17 protein-coding genes are annotated in these 13,938 nt (G+C 74.4%); 15 read left to right on the top strand and 2 right to left on the bottom strand.

The window, feature by feature from the left end:
* Positions 1-315 precede the first annotated feature (315 nt).
* From ABTZ17_RS32830 to ygfZ, 11 genes are all read left to right on the top strand, one after another.
* Positions 316-1,191: an LmeA family phospholipid-binding protein gene (locus tag ABTZ17_RS32830; RefSeq protein WP_352199449.1), complete on the top strand. Its 876-nt coding sequence runs from the start codon at positions 316-318 to the stop codon at positions 1,189-1,191.
* A 365-nt stretch (positions 1,192-1,556) separates the two neighbouring features.
* Positions 1,557-1,637 carry a putative leader peptide gene (locus tag ABTZ17_RS32825; RefSeq protein WP_350497993.1) on the top strand — a complete coding sequence of 27 codons (81 nt, stop codon included), beginning with the start codon at positions 1,557-1,559 and terminating at the stop codon, positions 1,635-1,637.
* A gap of 168 nt (positions 1,638-1,805) precedes the next feature.
* Positions 1,806-2,651, top strand: a complete 846-nt coding sequence (locus tag ABTZ17_RS32820) for a sulfurtransferase (RefSeq protein WP_352199448.1) — start codon at positions 1,806-1,808, stop codon at positions 2,649-2,651.
* Positions 2,652-2,682: 31 nt separating this feature from the next.
* On the top strand, positions 2,683-2,973 hold the full coding sequence (locus ABTZ17_RS32815; protein WP_352199447.1) for a DUF1416 domain-containing protein: 291 nt from the start codon (positions 2,683-2,685) through the stop codon (positions 2,971-2,973).
* 324 nt (positions 2,974-3,297) lie between these two features.
* Positions 3,298-3,597, top strand: a complete 300-nt coding sequence (locus ABTZ17_RS32810; RefSeq protein ID WP_352199446.1) for a DUF3099 domain-containing protein — start codon at positions 3,298-3,300, stop codon at positions 3,595-3,597.
* A 239-nt stretch (positions 3,598-3,836) separates the two neighbouring features.
* The gene (locus tag ABTZ17_RS32805; protein WP_352199445.1) at positions 3,837-4,574 is read left to right on the top strand and encodes a hypothetical protein; all 738 of its coding nucleotides are present in this window, start codon (positions 3,837-3,839) and stop codon (positions 4,572-4,574) included.
* Positions 4,571-5,308 carry a hypothetical protein gene (locus ABTZ17_RS32800; protein WP_352199444.1) on the top strand — a complete coding sequence of 246 codons (738 nt, stop codon included), beginning with the start codon at positions 4,571-4,573 and terminating at the stop codon, positions 5,306-5,308. Before ABTZ17_RS32805 ends, ABTZ17_RS32800 begins: the two co-directional genes overlap by 4 nt.
* Complete coding sequence (locus ABTZ17_RS32795; protein WP_352199443.1) at positions 5,305-6,258, top strand: hypothetical protein; 954 nt, start codon at positions 5,305-5,307, stop codon at positions 6,256-6,258. The genes ABTZ17_RS32800 and ABTZ17_RS32795 overlap by 4 nt, the downstream gene beginning before the upstream one ends.
* A gap of 252 nt (positions 6,259-6,510) precedes the next feature.
* Positions 6,511-7,083: a heme-binding beta-barrel domain-containing protein gene (locus tag ABTZ17_RS32790; protein WP_352199442.1), complete on the top strand. Its 573-nt coding sequence runs from the start codon at positions 6,511-6,513 to the stop codon at positions 7,081-7,083.
* Positions 7,084-7,159: 76 nt separating this feature from the next.
* Positions 7,160-7,636 carry a Fur family transcriptional regulator gene (locus ABTZ17_RS32785; protein ID WP_352199441.1) on the top strand — a complete coding sequence of 159 codons (477 nt, stop codon included), beginning with the start codon at positions 7,160-7,162 and terminating at the stop codon, positions 7,634-7,636.
* A 98-nt stretch (positions 7,637-7,734) separates the two neighbouring features.
* Complete coding sequence (gene ygfZ, locus ABTZ17_RS32780) at positions 7,735-8,700, top strand: CAF17-like 4Fe-4S cluster assembly/insertion protein YgfZ (protein ID WP_352199440.1); 966 nt, start codon at positions 7,735-7,737, stop codon at positions 8,698-8,700.
* Positions 8,701-8,805: 105 nt separating this feature from the next.
* Here ygfZ and dtd read toward each other — a convergent pair whose 3' ends face one another.
* Complete coding sequence (dtd, locus tag ABTZ17_RS32775) at positions 8,806-9,231, bottom strand: D-aminoacyl-tRNA deacylase (RefSeq protein ID WP_352199439.1); 426 nt, start codon at positions 9,229-9,231, stop codon at positions 8,806-8,808.
* A gap of 157 nt (positions 9,232-9,388) precedes the next feature.
* Here dtd and ABTZ17_RS32770 point away from each other — a divergent pair, with 157 nt between their 5' ends.
* From ABTZ17_RS32770 to ABTZ17_RS32755, 4 genes are all read left to right on the top strand, one after another.
* Complete coding sequence (locus tag ABTZ17_RS32770; RefSeq protein ID WP_352199438.1) at positions 9,389-9,967, top strand: RsiG family protein; 579 nt, start codon at positions 9,389-9,391, stop codon at positions 9,965-9,967.
* 118 nt (positions 9,968-10,085) lie between these two features.
* Positions 10,086-11,387: a GNAT family N-acetyltransferase gene (locus ABTZ17_RS32765; protein ID WP_352199437.1), complete on the top strand. Its 1,302-nt coding sequence runs from the start codon at positions 10,086-10,088 to the stop codon at positions 11,385-11,387.
* 134 nt (positions 11,388-11,521) lie between these two features.
* Positions 11,522-12,454: a sigma-70 family RNA polymerase sigma factor gene (locus ABTZ17_RS32760; protein WP_352199436.1), complete on the top strand. Its 933-nt coding sequence runs from the start codon at positions 11,522-11,524 to the stop codon at positions 12,452-12,454.
* 115 nt (positions 12,455-12,569) lie between these two features.
* The gene (locus ABTZ17_RS32755; RefSeq protein WP_352199435.1) at positions 12,570-13,340 is read left to right on the top strand and encodes a putative protein N(5)-glutamine methyltransferase; all 771 of its coding nucleotides are present in this window, start codon (positions 12,570-12,572) and stop codon (positions 13,338-13,340) included.
* Positions 13,341-13,395: 55 nt separating this feature from the next.
* Here the strand turns inward: ABTZ17_RS32755 and ABTZ17_RS32750 are convergent, their stop codons facing one another.
* On the bottom strand, positions 13,396-13,833 hold the full coding sequence (locus ABTZ17_RS32750) for a YunG family protein (RefSeq protein ID WP_352199434.1): 438 nt from the start codon (positions 13,831-13,833) through the stop codon (positions 13,396-13,398).
* Between the last annotated feature and the right edge of the window lie 105 nt (positions 13,834-13,938).

The raw sequence follows: 13,938 nt of genomic DNA, 5'->3' as shown, positions 1-13,938 counted from the left end.
GGGTGGGGCAGGACGTCCCGCAGCCGAACGACCCGGCCGGGCCACCTCCCGGCCCCGCCGGCGTTCGAGGCGCGGGGGTGTGGGGGGCGGAGCCCCCGCAAGGGGCCGCGGCAGCGGCCCGCCTGTCCTCGCGTACCGCTCCGCGGGCCCACGTGACGAGCACCACGCCCCGCCGTCCCACGCAACCGCACCCACCCGGGCGACCATCCGCAGAGGTGTACGCCGTACGGGTGAGCGACCCCACCCCCGGGCATCCGCGCCGTAACGGCGGAACGCCGGAACGGCGGTCTGGCGGAACGACGGAAGGAGCGACCAGTGGCGCCGACGGCGAGCGGTCCGGGCAAGGACCCGGGCAGGGCCCCGGGTACGGAATCCGGCCCGACCCGGGACGGGACGGCGGCGGGCACGGCGCCCCCGCGCCCGCCCGCACCCCCGCTCCCCACCGAGCCCCCCACCGGGCCCCCGGCCGGCACCGGCCGGCGCTCCCGGCCGCTCCGCAAGCTCCTCGTCGGGTCCTTCGTCGGGCTCCTCGTCCTCGCGGCGCTCCTCGTGGGCGCCGACCGGCTGGCCCTGGGCTACGCCGAGGACCGGGCCGCCGAGCGGGCCCGCGTCGGCGGGTCCCGGGCCGCGGAGACCCGAGTGGAGATCGAGGGCTTCCCCTTCCTCACCCAGGCCCTGGACCGCCGGTTCGACGAGGTCACGGCCCGCCTGGACGGGGTGGAGACCGTCACCTCCGACGGCCGCGGACTGCGCATCACCCGCATCGACGCCCGCCTCCACGAGGTCCGCCTCGACGGCGGCCGGTCCACGGCCACCGCCGCCCGCGCCGACGGCGAGGTGTTCCTCTCCTACGCGGACCTCAGCCGGGCGGCCCGCGACGGCGTCACCGTGGCCTACGGGGGTGCCCCGGGCAAGGTGAAGGTGACCGCCGGCCTCTCCTTCCTGGGCCGGACCCTGTCCCGCAGCGTGGTGTCCACGGTCGGCCTCGCGGACGGCACCTCCGTCCGGGTCCGGGCGGACCGGGTCCCCGGCGAGGACATCCCCGGCCTGGCCGGTCTCATCCGCGCCAAGACGGACTTCGACCGCCGGATCGACGGCCTCCCGAAGGGCATCACCCTGAGCCGCGTGACCACCGACGAGCGGGGCGTCCACGCCGTCCTGACGGGTCGTGACGTCCACCTCGGCGACTGACCACCCGCACCGGCGGGGCCGCTCCCGTTCCGCCCGCCCCCCACCCGCCCGGCGCACACATCCGCGGCGCCCGGCCCACCCTCCCGGCCCCGTACGGCGGTCCCGTACGGGGCCGGACCCGTACCTCCGTTCCTCTCGGGAACGCGAGATCGACCGAAAACCGCCCCGAATCCGTGCCGTACGGGCCTCGTGGTCGCATCGTGAGACGGGGAGGTCCGTACCGTAGATGGCCAGCGGCCGGATCCCGCCCCCGGCCCCACCCGGAGGCCCCCCGATGCGGTCCGCGTCCCGAAATGCGGACGTTCTCGTCTCGATATATGACACACCGGTGACAGGTCCGGCCAAACCTCCCTACGATCCTTCCTATGAAGCGACAGGCGGACCTCACGAAGCGGCGGGCAGTAGACCTGTGCCGCGTCGCCGCCATGCTGTGTCGCTCCGTGTGAGCGCAGCCGCTCCCACCCCGGCCGGACCACCGGCCCCCTCCGCGTGACACGCACCTGCCCTCCGGTCTCCCGAAGCCTCCCCGCGACGGGACCGCCCGAGCGCACCCGGAACCACGCACCGCGCACCACCCGCACATCCCGCCGCACACTGCCCCGGAGGAGATCACCATGAGCCGCAGCGACGTCCTCGTAGACGCCGACTGGGTCGAGGCCCACCTGGACGACGCGAACGTCGTCGTCGTGGAGGTCGACGAGGACACGTCCGCGTACGACAAGAACCACATCCGCAACGCCGTCCGGATCGACTGGAAGCAGGACCTCCAGGACCCGATCCGCCGCGACTTCGTGGACCAGGAGGGCTTCGAGAAGCTCCTGTCCGCCAAGGGCATCGCCAACGGCGACACGGTCGTCCTCTACGGCGGCAACAACAACTGGTTCGCCTCGTACGCCTACTGGTACTTCAAGCTCTACGGCCACCAGGACGTGAAGCTCCTCGACGGCGGCCGCAAGAAGTGGGAGCTCGACTCCCGCGACCTGGTCGACGGCTCCGAGGTCCCGCAGCGCCCGGCCACCGAGTACAAGGCCCAGGCCCAGGACACCTCCATCCGCGCCTTCCGCGACGACGTCGTCTCCGCGATCGGCAGCAAGAACCTGGTCGACGTCCGGTCGCCCGACGAGTTCTCCGGCAAGCTGCTCGCCCCGGCCCACCTCCCGCAGGAGCAGTCGCAGCGCCCCGGCCACGTGCCGAGCGCCCGCAACATCCCGTGGTCGAAGAACGCCAACGACGACGGCACCTTCAAGTCGGACGAAGAGCTGACCGCCCTCTACGCCGAGGAGCAGGTGGATCTGGCGAAGGACACCATCGCCTACTGCCGCATCGGCGAGCGCTCCGCGCTCACCTGGTTCGTGCTGCACGAGCTGCTCGGCCAGGAGAACGTCAAGAACTACGACGGCTCGTGGACCGAGTACGGCTCCCTGGTCGGCGTGCCGATCGAGCTCGGCGCCAACAAGTAACACTCTTCGCTCTCTAGGACAGGACGCAGACATGTGTGGAGCGCAGGCAGGCGGCCCCGACGCCTCGACGATCAAGCCCGGTGAGACCACCATCCAGGGCCAGGTGACCAAGGACGGCGAGCCCGTCACCGGTTACGTGCGTCTGCTGGACGGCGGCGGCGAGTTCACCGCCGAGGTCCCGACCTCGGCCACCGGACAGTTCCGCTTCTACGCGGCCGAGGGCGAGTGGACCCTCCGCGCGCTGGTGCCCGGTGCCACCGCCGACCGCAAGGTCGTCGTGGTGGAGACCGGCGGCGTGACGGACGTCGCGATCGCCGTCTGACGCGGCCGTCCGACACGGCCGTCGTTCCGCGACGGACGACGGGCGACGGACGACGGAAGCAGTGCGGCGCCGCCCCGGGCAGGGCGGCGCCGCGAGACCGGCCGGAGGGCCGCACCCCAGGGGGTTGGACGCCACTGGAACGGGGTGCGGCCCTCCGCGCCGTTCCGGCCCGACCGCGCCCCCGGCCCGTGCCGGCGCCCGGCCCGCGCCCGGACCCCCGCCTCCGCCTCGGCCTCGGCCCGGCCCCGGCCCCGGCCCGGGCCCCCGCCAGGGATCCCGCGCCGCCGACTCCCCACCGGCCGCTCCGCGGCCTACGCTGGAGGCATGTACGCCCGGCGCCGGCGCGTGTACTTCCTGATGATGGGCGGATGCCTGCTCCTCTTCGTCTCCGCCTGGTCCTTCGTGCGCCTGTGGTCGGTGCAGGCCGCCGTGGCCCTCTGCGTGGTCGCCATGGTCATCCCCCCGTTCGCCGCGATCACCGCGAACCGGCGCGGCCCCGAGGACCGCTGGTGGGACGACCCCTCCGGAGACCCGAAATCCGACGAGTGGTGGGACGAACTCGACGGGAAACGGCCCCCCGGGGACCAGCCCGGCAGCCACTCCGGCAACGATGCCGATCCGTAATGCGGATGCGCACAACTCCTTGCAGGTGTTAAGGGTCTGCCTTGTGCGCGGACACCCCGGTCCGCGCCCGTGTCTTGTGGGGGGACCCCGTGCAACCAGACCAGACCCTGCCTGAAACGCCTGCTCCGGAGGAGGTGCGGGCGGAATCGGAAACTCCGAAAGTACCGGAAAAGCCGGAGAACGCGGAAAACCCGGAAATCACGGCATACCCGGAATTCCCGTCCGCGAATGATCCGGACGTGTCCGGGGCCCGACGTCCGCGGCCCCGGGGCCGCACCACCGCCCTGATCCTCGCCGCGGCCCTCCTCGGCACCCTCGCCGGCACCGCCACCGGCTACGCCGTCCAGTACGACCGCGCCCCCACCCCCCTGCCCCCACTGGCGCAGCAGGTGCTGCCGGACCCGAAGGTCCGCGCGGCCGGTCCGGCGACCACGGTCCGCTCCCTGAACGCCAACCGCTGGCACCGCACCGACGGGGACCTCACCCCGCTGCTCGTGAAGCCGCCGCGCGGGGCCCGGGTGACCCTGTCGGCCGGGTACCAGGAGCTCGACGGCTACGCCGCGGACTTCTTCGACTATCCGGCGTCCATGGTCGAGAAGCTCCTGGGCGCGGGTTTCCGCCGGTCCTCCGCCGTCGAATGGTCCGAGAACGACAGGACCGTCACCACCGTCCGGCTGATCCAGTTCCGCGACTGGGAGGGCGCCGAGCACTTCGAGGACGACCAGGCCGCGTACATGTCGGACGAGGAGCACGCCGGGAACCTCGGCGGCGACGTGCCCGGAGTGGGTGCCGAGAACGGCCGCCTCTGGATCTACTCCGAGGCCGACCGGGAGGCCGGCTACCTGCCCACCCGTCAGGCCCGGGCCATCGCCCGACGCGGGGACCTCGTCATGGACATCTGGGTCTGGGACAACCGCGGCACCATCTCGGAGCGCGCCCTGCGCGCCCTCGCGAAGAAGCAGCTGGAGCGCCTGTGAAGACCGTGAAGCACAAGGCGGCCCTGTCCGCCGCCGTGGGCCTCGCCGTGCTCGCGGGCGCCGCGGGCTGGGGAGTGGACGCCCTCGGTGACGCGGACCGCACCGCGGAGACGCGCTACTGGACGGCGGCCGGAGTCCGCCCGGACACCGATCCGGACCCCGCCGCCGTACCCTCCAACGAGCTGTCCGCCCTGCTGCTGCCCCGGGGCGACACCTTCCGTCCCGGACCCGACGTGGGGGACCAGGGCGACGACTACAGCCTCTCCGCGGAGCTCGCCCTCGAACGCCTCAAGGAGAACCGGAAGGGGCTGTCCGCCGCCGAACGCAAGCAGCGCGACGGGTACCTTTCCCGGCTCCGCCTCCAGGGCATGGCGGGCCGCACCTACCAGGGCGAGGGGTTCGGCGCCGAGATCCGCGTCACCCGCGCCGAGGGCAAGGACCTCGCGAACTACGCCCGGCTGGCGGGACGGCTGCTGAAGGTCGTGGGCGACGACACCAAGCCCCCGAAGATCAAGGGCCACCCCGGGGCGGCCTGCGCGCTCCGCGAGGTCACCGACCCCGAGGAGGCCAAGAAGGACGAGCGGGTCGAGACCCTCGCCTGCGTGGCCTACTCCGACGGCGTCCTCGTCACCCTGCGCGGCTACGGCCCCCGCCCGCTGGGCCGCAACGACGCGCTGCTGGAGCTGTTCAAGGCCCAGCTCGACCACCTGAAGTCCCCGGGGGAGTCCGTATGACCCAGCAGACCCGTGACCAGACCGGAGCCGACTCCGAGGCCGGAACGGCGGCCGGTACCGCCCCGGCGCCGGACACCGCCCCCGCCGTCCCGGACGCCCCACCCGTCCCGAATCTCACACCCGCCGTCCCGGACGCCGCACCCGCCGCCCCGGCGCCCCGTCGGGACCGACGGGTGCTGCGGGCCGTCCTGCGCTGGACGGCCGCCGTGCTCGTCTTCGCCGGCGCCGGCGCGGGCACGGCGTACACCCTCGCCGAGCGCGAGCGCACCGAGCTGCCCGGACTGGCCACCCTGGACGACGGCCGCTGGACCTACCCGCGGCTGGTCAGGCCACCGCTGCCGGCGGGCGCCCCGCTCCCCTTCCACGAGGACAACACGGCCGGCATCCACTACGCCGACCTCGGCGCCCTCCTGCTGCCCGCACCCGAGGGATCCGTCCCCGAGCGCCTCGAAGCCGCCCGCGCCGAGACCGGCGGACCGGACACCCCCGAGGCCGTCACCACGGACCAGTACCTGAAGGAGTACGCGGCCGAGGACCGGTCCGAGATCCGTCAGGAGCTGACCGACAGCGGCCTGCGCGGGATCGCCGGCCGGGCCTGGACCATGCCGGACGGCACCCGCACCCGCGTCTACCTGCTGCGCTTCCCCGCGCAGGGCTTCTCCGCCGCCTACTCGCGGTGCGCCCGGCAGATGAACCTCCACCGCACGGCGCCCCTGGAGCTCGACCTGCCGTGGTCGGCGGTCAAGGACGAGCAGGACCACGTCCTCCGGGGCACGGGCACGGAGGTCGGCGTCTACATCGAGTCGGAGCCGGCCGGAGCCGAGCGGACCCGGGCCGCCTGCGTCCGGTCGGGTGACGTCCAGGCGCTCGTCGTGCAGAGCCGGAAGGGAACCCTCCCGGCCGTTCCCTTCCACCAGACCGTGGTGCTGCAGAACCAGCTGCTGGGCTGAGTACCGCACACCTCACAGAGAGGGTCGGTCCCCGGACCAGTAGGCTGGGGACCGGCCGTACCACCGCATCCCGACCCTCCGAGGAGCACCCCGTGCTTGAGGCATTCTTCACCTCCCTGCTGGCCCTGGTAGCCGTGGGCATTCTCGCCTTCACCGTCCTGGCCGTGAAGAAGCTCTACCAGGGCCAGCGCTAGTCGTACGCCCCTCGTCCGCCGGAAACCTCCCCCGCACAGATCGCCTGAGCAGCCACCCATGATCCAGATCCCGTCCGACCTGAACCCCCAGCTCGTTCCGCTGGCCTTCCTCCTCGGTACCTGGGAGGGCGCGGGAGTCTTCGACTTCCCCGGCGACGAGAAGTGCAACTTCGGCCAGGAGGTCGTCTTCGCCCACGACGGGCGGGACTTCCTGGAGTACACCTCGCGCTCCTGGGTCCTCGACGCCGAGGGCAACAAGGTGAAGCCGCTGGAGTCGGAGTCCGGCTACTGGCGCATCGACGCCGAGCGCAACGTCGAGGTCGTCATGGTGCGCGACCAGGGCATCGTCGAGGTCTGGTACGGCGCCCTCGCCGACCAGAAGCCGCAGATCGACCTGGCCACCGACGCCGTGGCCCGGACCGCGGCCTCCGGTCCGTACACCGGCGGGAAGCGCCTCTACGGCTACGTCAAGGGCGACCTCATGTGGGTCGGCGAGAAGGCCACCCCCGAGGTGGAGCTCCGCCCCTACATGTCGGCGCAGCTGAAGAAGGTCGTCACCCCCGAGGAGGTCGCCGAGATGGCGCGCAACCTCCCCGACATGCCCGACGACGGCATCGCCTTCTTCCGCTAGGAAGCACGCGCAGCAGCAGGGAAGGGGACCGCGGACGACCGTGGTCCCCTTCGGCCTTCCCACCTAGACTGGAGCCGTGGTGAGCACCGACTGGAAGAGCGACCTCCGCCGGCGCGGCTACCGGCTGACCCCGCAGCGCCAGCTCGTGCTGGAGGCGGTCGACGCCCTGGAGCACGCCAGCCCGGACGAGATCCTCACCGAGGTCCGCAGGACGGCCTCCGGGGTGAACATCTCCACCGTCTACCGCACCCTGGAGCTGCTCGAAGAGCTCGGGCTCGTCTCGCACGCCCACCTCGGGCACGGCGCCCCCACCTACCACCTGGCGGACCGCCACCACCACATCCACCTCGTCTGCCGGGACTGCGCCGGGGTCATCGAGGCCGATGTCGAGGTCGCCGCCGAGTTCACCACCAAGCTCCGCGAGACCTTCGGGTTCACCACCGACATGAAGCACTTCGCGATCTTCGGCCAGTGCGCCGACTGCACGAAGGCCGCAGCCGCCCCCACCGCCACGGACCCGGGCCCCACGGACCCCGTCACCACGGCCCCCTGAATCGGAGTCGATGCTTCCGCCGGTGGCCGCGACGCGGGGCGGCCGAGAACACCGGGTGACCCCCAGGGGCCCGTCGGGGCAGTCGTACGCTTGGGGACATGACCAGCCCTTTGCTTGCCCTCCCCGGCGCCGTGGCGGCCGAAGGCCGTGACGCGGACGTCGCCGCCCACTACGGCGACCTCTTCCGGGAGCAGCGCGCCCTCGCCGACGGCCGCGGTTTCGTCGACCTCTCCCACCGCGGGGTCGTCACCGTCACCGGTCCGGAGCGGCTGAGCTGGCTGCACCTGCTGCTCACCCAGCACCTCACCGACCTGCCCCCGGGCCGGGCCACCGAGGCGCTGATCCTCTCCGCCAACGGCCACATCGAGCACGCCCTCTACCTCGTGGACGACGGCGAGACGGTGTGGGCGCACGTGGAGCCCGGCACCCAGGAGGCCCTGATCGGCTACCTGGAATCGATGAAGTTCTTCTACCGGGTGGAGGTCGCCGACCGCACCGCGGAGTTCGCGGTGGTGCACCTCCCGGCCGGGTCGGTGGCAGAGCCCCCCGGCAAGCCGGTGATCCGGGAGACCGCGCAGGGCCGCGACGTGTTCCTGCCGCGCGCCTCCCTGGAGGAGTTCGCCGGCGAGCACGGCCCGGCGGCGGGCCTGCTCGCCCACGAGGCGCTGCGCGTGGAGGCCCACCTGCCGCGGGTCGGCCAGGAGACCGACCACCGCACCATCCCGCACGAACTGGGCTGGATCGGGACGGCCGTCCACCTCCAGAAGGGCTGCTACCGCGGTCAGGAGACGGTGGCGCGCGTCCACAACCTGGGGAAGCCGCCGCGCAGGCTGGTCTTCCTGCACCTGGACGGCAGCGAGGTGCTGCTGCCCCCGCACGGCACCCCGGTGCGGCTCGCCGCCGACGGCGAGGAGGGCCGCCAGCTCGGCTTCGTGACCACCTCGGCCCGTCACCACGAGCTGGGCCCGATCGCCCTGGCGCTGGTCAAGCGGAACGTCCCCGTGGACGCCCCGCTGATCGCCGGCAACACCGCGGCGGCCCAGGAGGTCGTCGTCGAGCCGTAGGCCGCTCGGCCCGGTCCGCGGGCCGGGCCGCTCGGGCCCGCGGGGCGTGTTCCGCGCAGGAACACGCCCCGCGCCCGGGCCGCTCAGAGTCCGCTCCGAGCCCGCTCAGACCTCGACGAGCACCGTGAACGGACCGTTGTTGGTGAGGGAGACCCGCATGTCGGCCCCGAACACCCCGGTCTCCACGGTGGCGCCCAGCGCCCGCAGTTGCCGGACCACCTCGTCCACCAGCGGTTCCGCGACCTCCCCGGGCGCCGCCGCGTTCCAGGTGGGGCGGCGGCCCTTGCGGGCGTCTCCGTAGAGGGTGAACTGGGAGATCACCAGCAGCGGCGCGGACACGTCGCTGCAGGACTTCTCGCCCTCCAGGATCCGCACCGACCACAGCTTCCGCGCCAGTTGCGCGGCCTTCTCCGGGGTGTCCTCGTGGGTGACCCCGACCAGGACGCACAGGCCCTCGCCGGTGATCTCCCCGACCGTCTCGCCGCCGACGACGACACTGGCGCCGTCCACTCGCTGAACCACTGCTCGCATACCCCTTGTGTAGCAGGCGTGCACCCGTCCGGGGCCGATCGGGTGGCGTGGGACTGCGTCCGGCCCCGGGGGAGTGGCACCATGCACGGAGGCGGTGCCCTCCCCGGCCCCCGGGCGCGGGGGGAGCCCACGCACGGGTCGAGGGGAAAGAATTCGTATGAATGCTTCCGGAGCCGGTCAACCTGCCGGGTCGCGGCGCGGGCACGTCTGCGCGGACCCCGGTCTCCGTCCTCCCGTGCAGCGGACCGGTGGCCCGACCCGCGCCGACCTGGGCCTGCTCCGGCTCCCGGAGCTGCGGACCCTGCGCCGGGAGGCCCAGCGCGACGAGGCCGACCTCAGCTACGTACGGCGGCTGCTCCAGGGCCGGATCGACATCCTGCGGGCCGAACTGGCCCGGCGCACCGATCCCGAGGCCCCGGTCGTGGACCGGCTGTCGGAGATCCTGACGGACGCCCCGTCCAGCCGCAGCGCCTCCGCCCGGCACGTGACGGTCGGCACCCCGCACGGGGAGGAGTACCGGCTGCTGGCCGCCGAGATGCTCGACGACGTGGAGCTGTCCGACCTCGCGGCCCGTACCGACGAGGAGCTGCACGAGGGGATGGCGCAGCTGGTCCGGTACGAGCAGCAGGTCTCGCGCCGCCGCCGGCAGCTCCAGCACACCACCGACGATTGCAGCGCCGAGATCACCCGCCGCTACCGGGAGGGCGAGGCGCAGGTGGACGACCTGCTGGCCTGACCCGCTCTCCGGCCCTTCTCCCCGGCTCTCCGCTCCGGCGCGCGCCCGGGGGCGGACTCCGGGCAACTCGTCGAAAAGCGGGTGACGTTCCGGTCACGGCGCACGTAGCGTGGCGGGAATGAGCGCTGCCCTCGTACCCGGCGGTCCCGCCGGCTCAGGAATCGGATCCGCAGAGGTCCGCACGATCGACGCATCCGAGCTGCGGGCCTGGTCGGAGGCCATAAACATCGGGTTCCTGTCCCCGCCGACCGTCACCGAAGGGGACGTCGAACTCCGCGCCAAGTACATCGACCTCGACCGGACCCAGGGCGCCTTCGACCCGGACACCGGCCGCTGCGTGGCCACCTTCCGGTCCTTCGCGCAGTCGGTGACCGTGCCCGGCGGGGCCGCCGTCCCCGCGACCGCCGTCTCCAACGTGGCCGTCCTGCCCACCCACCGGCGCCGCGGGCTCCTCAGCCGCATGATGGCCGCGGACCTGACGGCCGCGCGGGCCCGCGGCGAGGTGCTGGCCACGCTGATCGCCGCCGAGTACCCGATCTACGGCCGCTACGGCTTCGGCCCGGCCGCGACCTGCGTCGAGTGGGAGGTGGACGTGCACCGGACGGGCCTGGACCCGCGGCGCACCGGCCGCCCCGAGGGCGGGGGCCGGGTGGACCTGGTCACCCCGGCCGAGGTCCGGGCCCTCGGCCCCGAGCTCCACGAGCGGTTCCGGCCCCTCGTGCACGGGGCCATCGACCGCGACGACCGCTGGTGGAACATCAGCACCGGGGTGGAGGCCCCCTCCCACCGCCCCTGGCGGGAACGGTTCTTCGCCGTCTACCGCGGCCCGGAGGGACGGGTCGAGGGCCTGCTCTCCTACCTCGCCGACGACCGCTGGGACGAGGCGAAGACCCCGCGGAACACCGTCACCGTCATCGACCTGATCGCCCTGGGTCCGACGGCCGAGCGGGCCCTGTGGCACTACCTGTGCTCCGTGGACTGGGTGGCCCGGATCCGCACCGGCTACCGGGCCCCCGACGACCTGCTGCCCGACCTCCTCCCGGACCCGCGGGCGGCCGCGATCCGCACGCGCGCGGACTGGCTGTGGGTGCGGCTCCTGGACGTCGTACGGGCTCTGGAGGCGCGGACCTACGAGGGGGCCGGCGCGCTGGTCCTGGAGGTCGAGGACCGGCACGGGTTCGCCGCCGGCCGGTGGCGGCTGGAGGCCGGGGCCGACGGGCGGGCCCGCTGCGCGGCCACCGACGCCCCTGCCGAGCTGCTGCTGGACGCGAGCGCCCTCGGCTCGCTCTACCTCGGGGACGCCTCCGCGGTGCGCATGGCGGCGCTGGGGCGGGTCACGGAGACCGTGCCGGGGGCCGCGGCCCGCGCGGAACGGCTGTTCCGGACCGCCCGCCGGCCCTGGTGCCCCGACCAGTTCTGAGCCGACCGGTTCCGACCCGATCGGGGGCCGCGCGTCACACCCGCGGCCCCCGGTACGTCAGAGCAGCAGAGACGGCCGCCCGGCCGGGCCCGCGGGGCCCCGGGCGGCGCACCCCACGGACGACGGAGCGGATCATGGACGAGCGGGACCTGCCGACCACGGCGGAGGCGCGGGACCGGCTGGCCGAGCGGTTCGAGGAGCACCGCGGACACCTGCGGGCGGTGGCCTACCGGATGCTGGGCTCGGTGGCCGAGGCGGAGGACGCCGTGCAGGAGGCGTGGCTGCGGCTGGACCGCAGCGACGCGGCCGCGGTGGACAACCTCGGCGGCTGGCTGACCACCGTCGTCGGCCGGATCTGCCTGGACCAGCTCCGGGTCCGTCGCACCCGCGGCGAGACGCTCCTGGACGGCCCGGGGGAGGAGCCGGTCCGGATGCCGGAGCCGGTGCTGGGGTCCGAGGACGGCCACGATCCCGAGCAGGAGGCGCTGATCGCCGACGCCCTGGGCCTGGCCCTGCTGGTGGTGCTGGACCAGCTGAACCCGGCGGAGCGGCTCGCCTTCGTGCTGCACGACATGTTCGGGATGTCCTTCGAGGAGATCGCCCCCGTGGTGGACCGCACCCCGGCCGCCGCCCGGCAGCTCGCCAGCCGGGCCCGCCGCCGGGTCCGGGGCGGTGCCCCGGCCCCCGACCCGGGCCGGGACCGGCAGCGGCGGGTGGTCGACGCCTTCCTCGCGGCCGCCCGCGAGGGCGACTTCGAGGGGCTGCTGACGGTGCTCGACCCGCAGGTACTGCTGCGTGCGGACTACGGACCCGACGCGCCCGCCTCCGCCGCCCGGCTGCTGCGCGGGGCCGAGACGGTGGCCCGCCAGGCCCTCATGTTCGCGCGGCTCGCCGCCTTCGCCCGGCCGGCGTTCGTCAACGGCACCCCGGCGCTGGTCACGATCCCGGAGGACGGCCTGCCGGTCTCCGTGATGGCGTTCACCGTCAGCGGGGGCCGCATCGTGGAGATCGACGTCCTCGCCGACCCGGCCCGATTGGCCGCGCTGGACCTCACGGTGTTGGACTGAACCCCGAACCCGCCCCGCCGGGCCACCGCTCACCGCCGCCGCCCGCCCGCCGTCCCGCTCCCGTCCCCCCGTCTCCCTTGTCCCGCCGCCCCCGACCCCTGCCGAGGAACCGCCCGTGCACCTGAACCGCCTCGTGTCCGAACTCCGCGCCGCCGGCTGCGTCTTCGCCGAGGAGGAGGCCGAGCTGCTGCTGGCCGCCGCCCCGGACCCCGGGGAGCTGGCCGGACTGCTGGCCCGCCGCACCGCGGGGGAGCCCCTGGAGCACGTGGTGGGCTGGGCCGGATTCCGCGGGCTGCGGATGGCGGTCGGACCGGGGGCCTTCGTGCCCCGGCGCCGCAGCGAGTACCTGGCGAAGCGGGCGGTGGCCGCCGCCCGACCCGGGGCGGTCGTGCTGGACCTGTGCTGCGGGGTGGGCGCGGTGGGGGCGGCCGTGGCCGCGGCGGTGCCCGGGGTCCGGCTCCACGCGGCGGACATCGGGGAGGCGGCCGTCCGCTACGCCCGCGCCAATCTGGCGGGCACCGGCGGGCGGGTCTTCCTCGGGGACCTGTACGCGCCCCTGCCCGCCGAGCTGACCGGTCGGGTGGACGTGCTGGTGGCCAACGCCCCGTACGTGCCCACCGGGGACCTCGGCCTGCTGCCGCCCGAGGCCCGCGAGCACGAACCGGCGGAGGCCCTGGACGGCGGCGCGGACGGACTGGACGTGCAGCGCCGGGTGATCGCCGGGGCGCCCGCCTGGCTGGCCCCCGGCGGCACCCTGCTCGTGGAGACCGGCCGCCGGCAGGCCCCCCTGACCGCCTCCCTCTTCCGGGCGGCGGGCCTGACGGCACGGATCCGCACCTCGGAGGCGTACGAGGCCACGGTGGTCACCGGCGGCCCGCCCGACTGAGCGGTGGCGCCCCGGCCGGTACGGGCCGGGGCCGCCCGGAGGGCCGGAGCGCCGCTCAGGGAGCCGGTGCGGGGGCCGCCACCGGCTCCGGCTCCGGGGTCCGCTCCGGGGTCGCGCCCAGCCGGGCCAGTACCTTCGCGCGGAGCAGTTCGTACTCCGCCTCCAGCCGCATCCCCCGCAGCGAGGGCGGCCGTTCGATCAGGACGCCGCCCACGACCACCTCCTCCGGGGCGAACTGCTCCCGCGTCAGGTCGACCTCCACGCCCTCCCCGAGCCGGTTCCACCAGTGGTAGTCCACCCGCACGCCGTCCACGTGCACCTCTCCGCGGACCAGCCGCCCGCCGAGCAGGTCGCACAGGACCATGGCCGTGACCCCGCACTGGTCCCGCGCCGGATTGCCCGGATGCCACCGGTCCCGGTGCTCCGGGGTGCAGGTCTCGGCGCTCCAACTCTCCCGGAACGCGCGCTCGATATCGCTCAGTACCCACGTCATGCCCCCATCCTCGGCGCCCCCACTGACAACGCCGCCGACGCCCGCCGACGCCCGCCGACGCCCGCCGACGCCCGCCGACGCCCGCCGACGCCCGCCGACGCCCGC

Source organism: Streptomyces sp. NPDC097619, from assembly GCF_040302735.1.
In the GTDB taxonomy this organism is placed as follows: domain Bacteria; phylum Actinomycetota; class Actinomycetes; order Streptomycetales; family Streptomycetaceae; genus Streptomyces.
The sequence above is the reverse complement of the archived record's forward strand: the minus strand, read 5'-3'. Positions and strand labels throughout refer to the sequence as shown.

What these genes read in the sequence shown, in the direction of transcription:
- ABTZ17_RS32795 (WP_352199443.1), top strand. Translation starts at nt 5,305, where the DNA reads ATGACCCAGCAGACCCGTGACCAGACCGGAGCCGACTCCGAGGCCGGA.
- ygfZ (WP_352199440.1), top strand. Translation starts at nt 7,735, where the DNA reads ATGACCAGCCCTTTGCTTGCCCTCCCCGGCGCCGTGGCGGCCGAAGGC.
- ABTZ17_RS32760 (WP_352199436.1), top strand. Translation starts at nt 11,522, where the DNA reads ATGGACGAGCGGGACCTGCCGACCACGGCGGAGGCGCGGGACCGGCTG.
- ABTZ17_RS32825 (WP_350497993.1), top strand. Translation starts at nt 1,557, where the DNA reads ATGAAGCGACAGGCGGACCTCACGAAGCGGCGGGCAGTAGACCTGTGC.
- ABTZ17_RS32770 (WP_352199438.1), top strand. Translation starts at nt 9,389, where the DNA reads ATGAATGCTTCCGGAGCCGGTCAACCTGCCGGGTCGCGGCGCGGGCAC.
- ABTZ17_RS32765 (WP_352199437.1), top strand. Translation starts at nt 10,086, where the DNA reads ATGAGCGCTGCCCTCGTACCCGGCGGTCCCGCCGGCTCAGGAATCGGA.
- ABTZ17_RS32815 (WP_352199447.1), top strand. Translation starts at nt 2,683, where the DNA reads ATGTGTGGAGCGCAGGCAGGCGGCCCCGACGCCTCGACGATCAAGCCC.
- ABTZ17_RS32750 (WP_352199434.1), bottom strand. Translation starts at nt 13,833, where the DNA reads ATGACGTGGGTACTGAGCGATATCGAGCGCGCGTTCCGGGAGAGTTGG.
- ABTZ17_RS32820 (WP_352199448.1), top strand. Translation starts at nt 1,806, where the DNA reads ATGAGCCGCAGCGACGTCCTCGTAGACGCCGACTGGGTCGAGGCCCAC.
- ABTZ17_RS32810 (WP_352199446.1), top strand. Translation starts at nt 3,298, where the DNA reads ATGTACGCCCGGCGCCGGCGCGTGTACTTCCTGATGATGGGCGGATGC.
- ABTZ17_RS32790 (WP_352199442.1), top strand. Translation starts at nt 6,511, where the DNA reads ATGATCCAGATCCCGTCCGACCTGAACCCCCAGCTCGTTCCGCTGGCC.
- dtd (WP_352199439.1), bottom strand. Translation starts at nt 9,231, where the DNA reads ATGCGAGCAGTGGTTCAGCGAGTGGACGGCGCCAGTGTCGTCGTCGGC.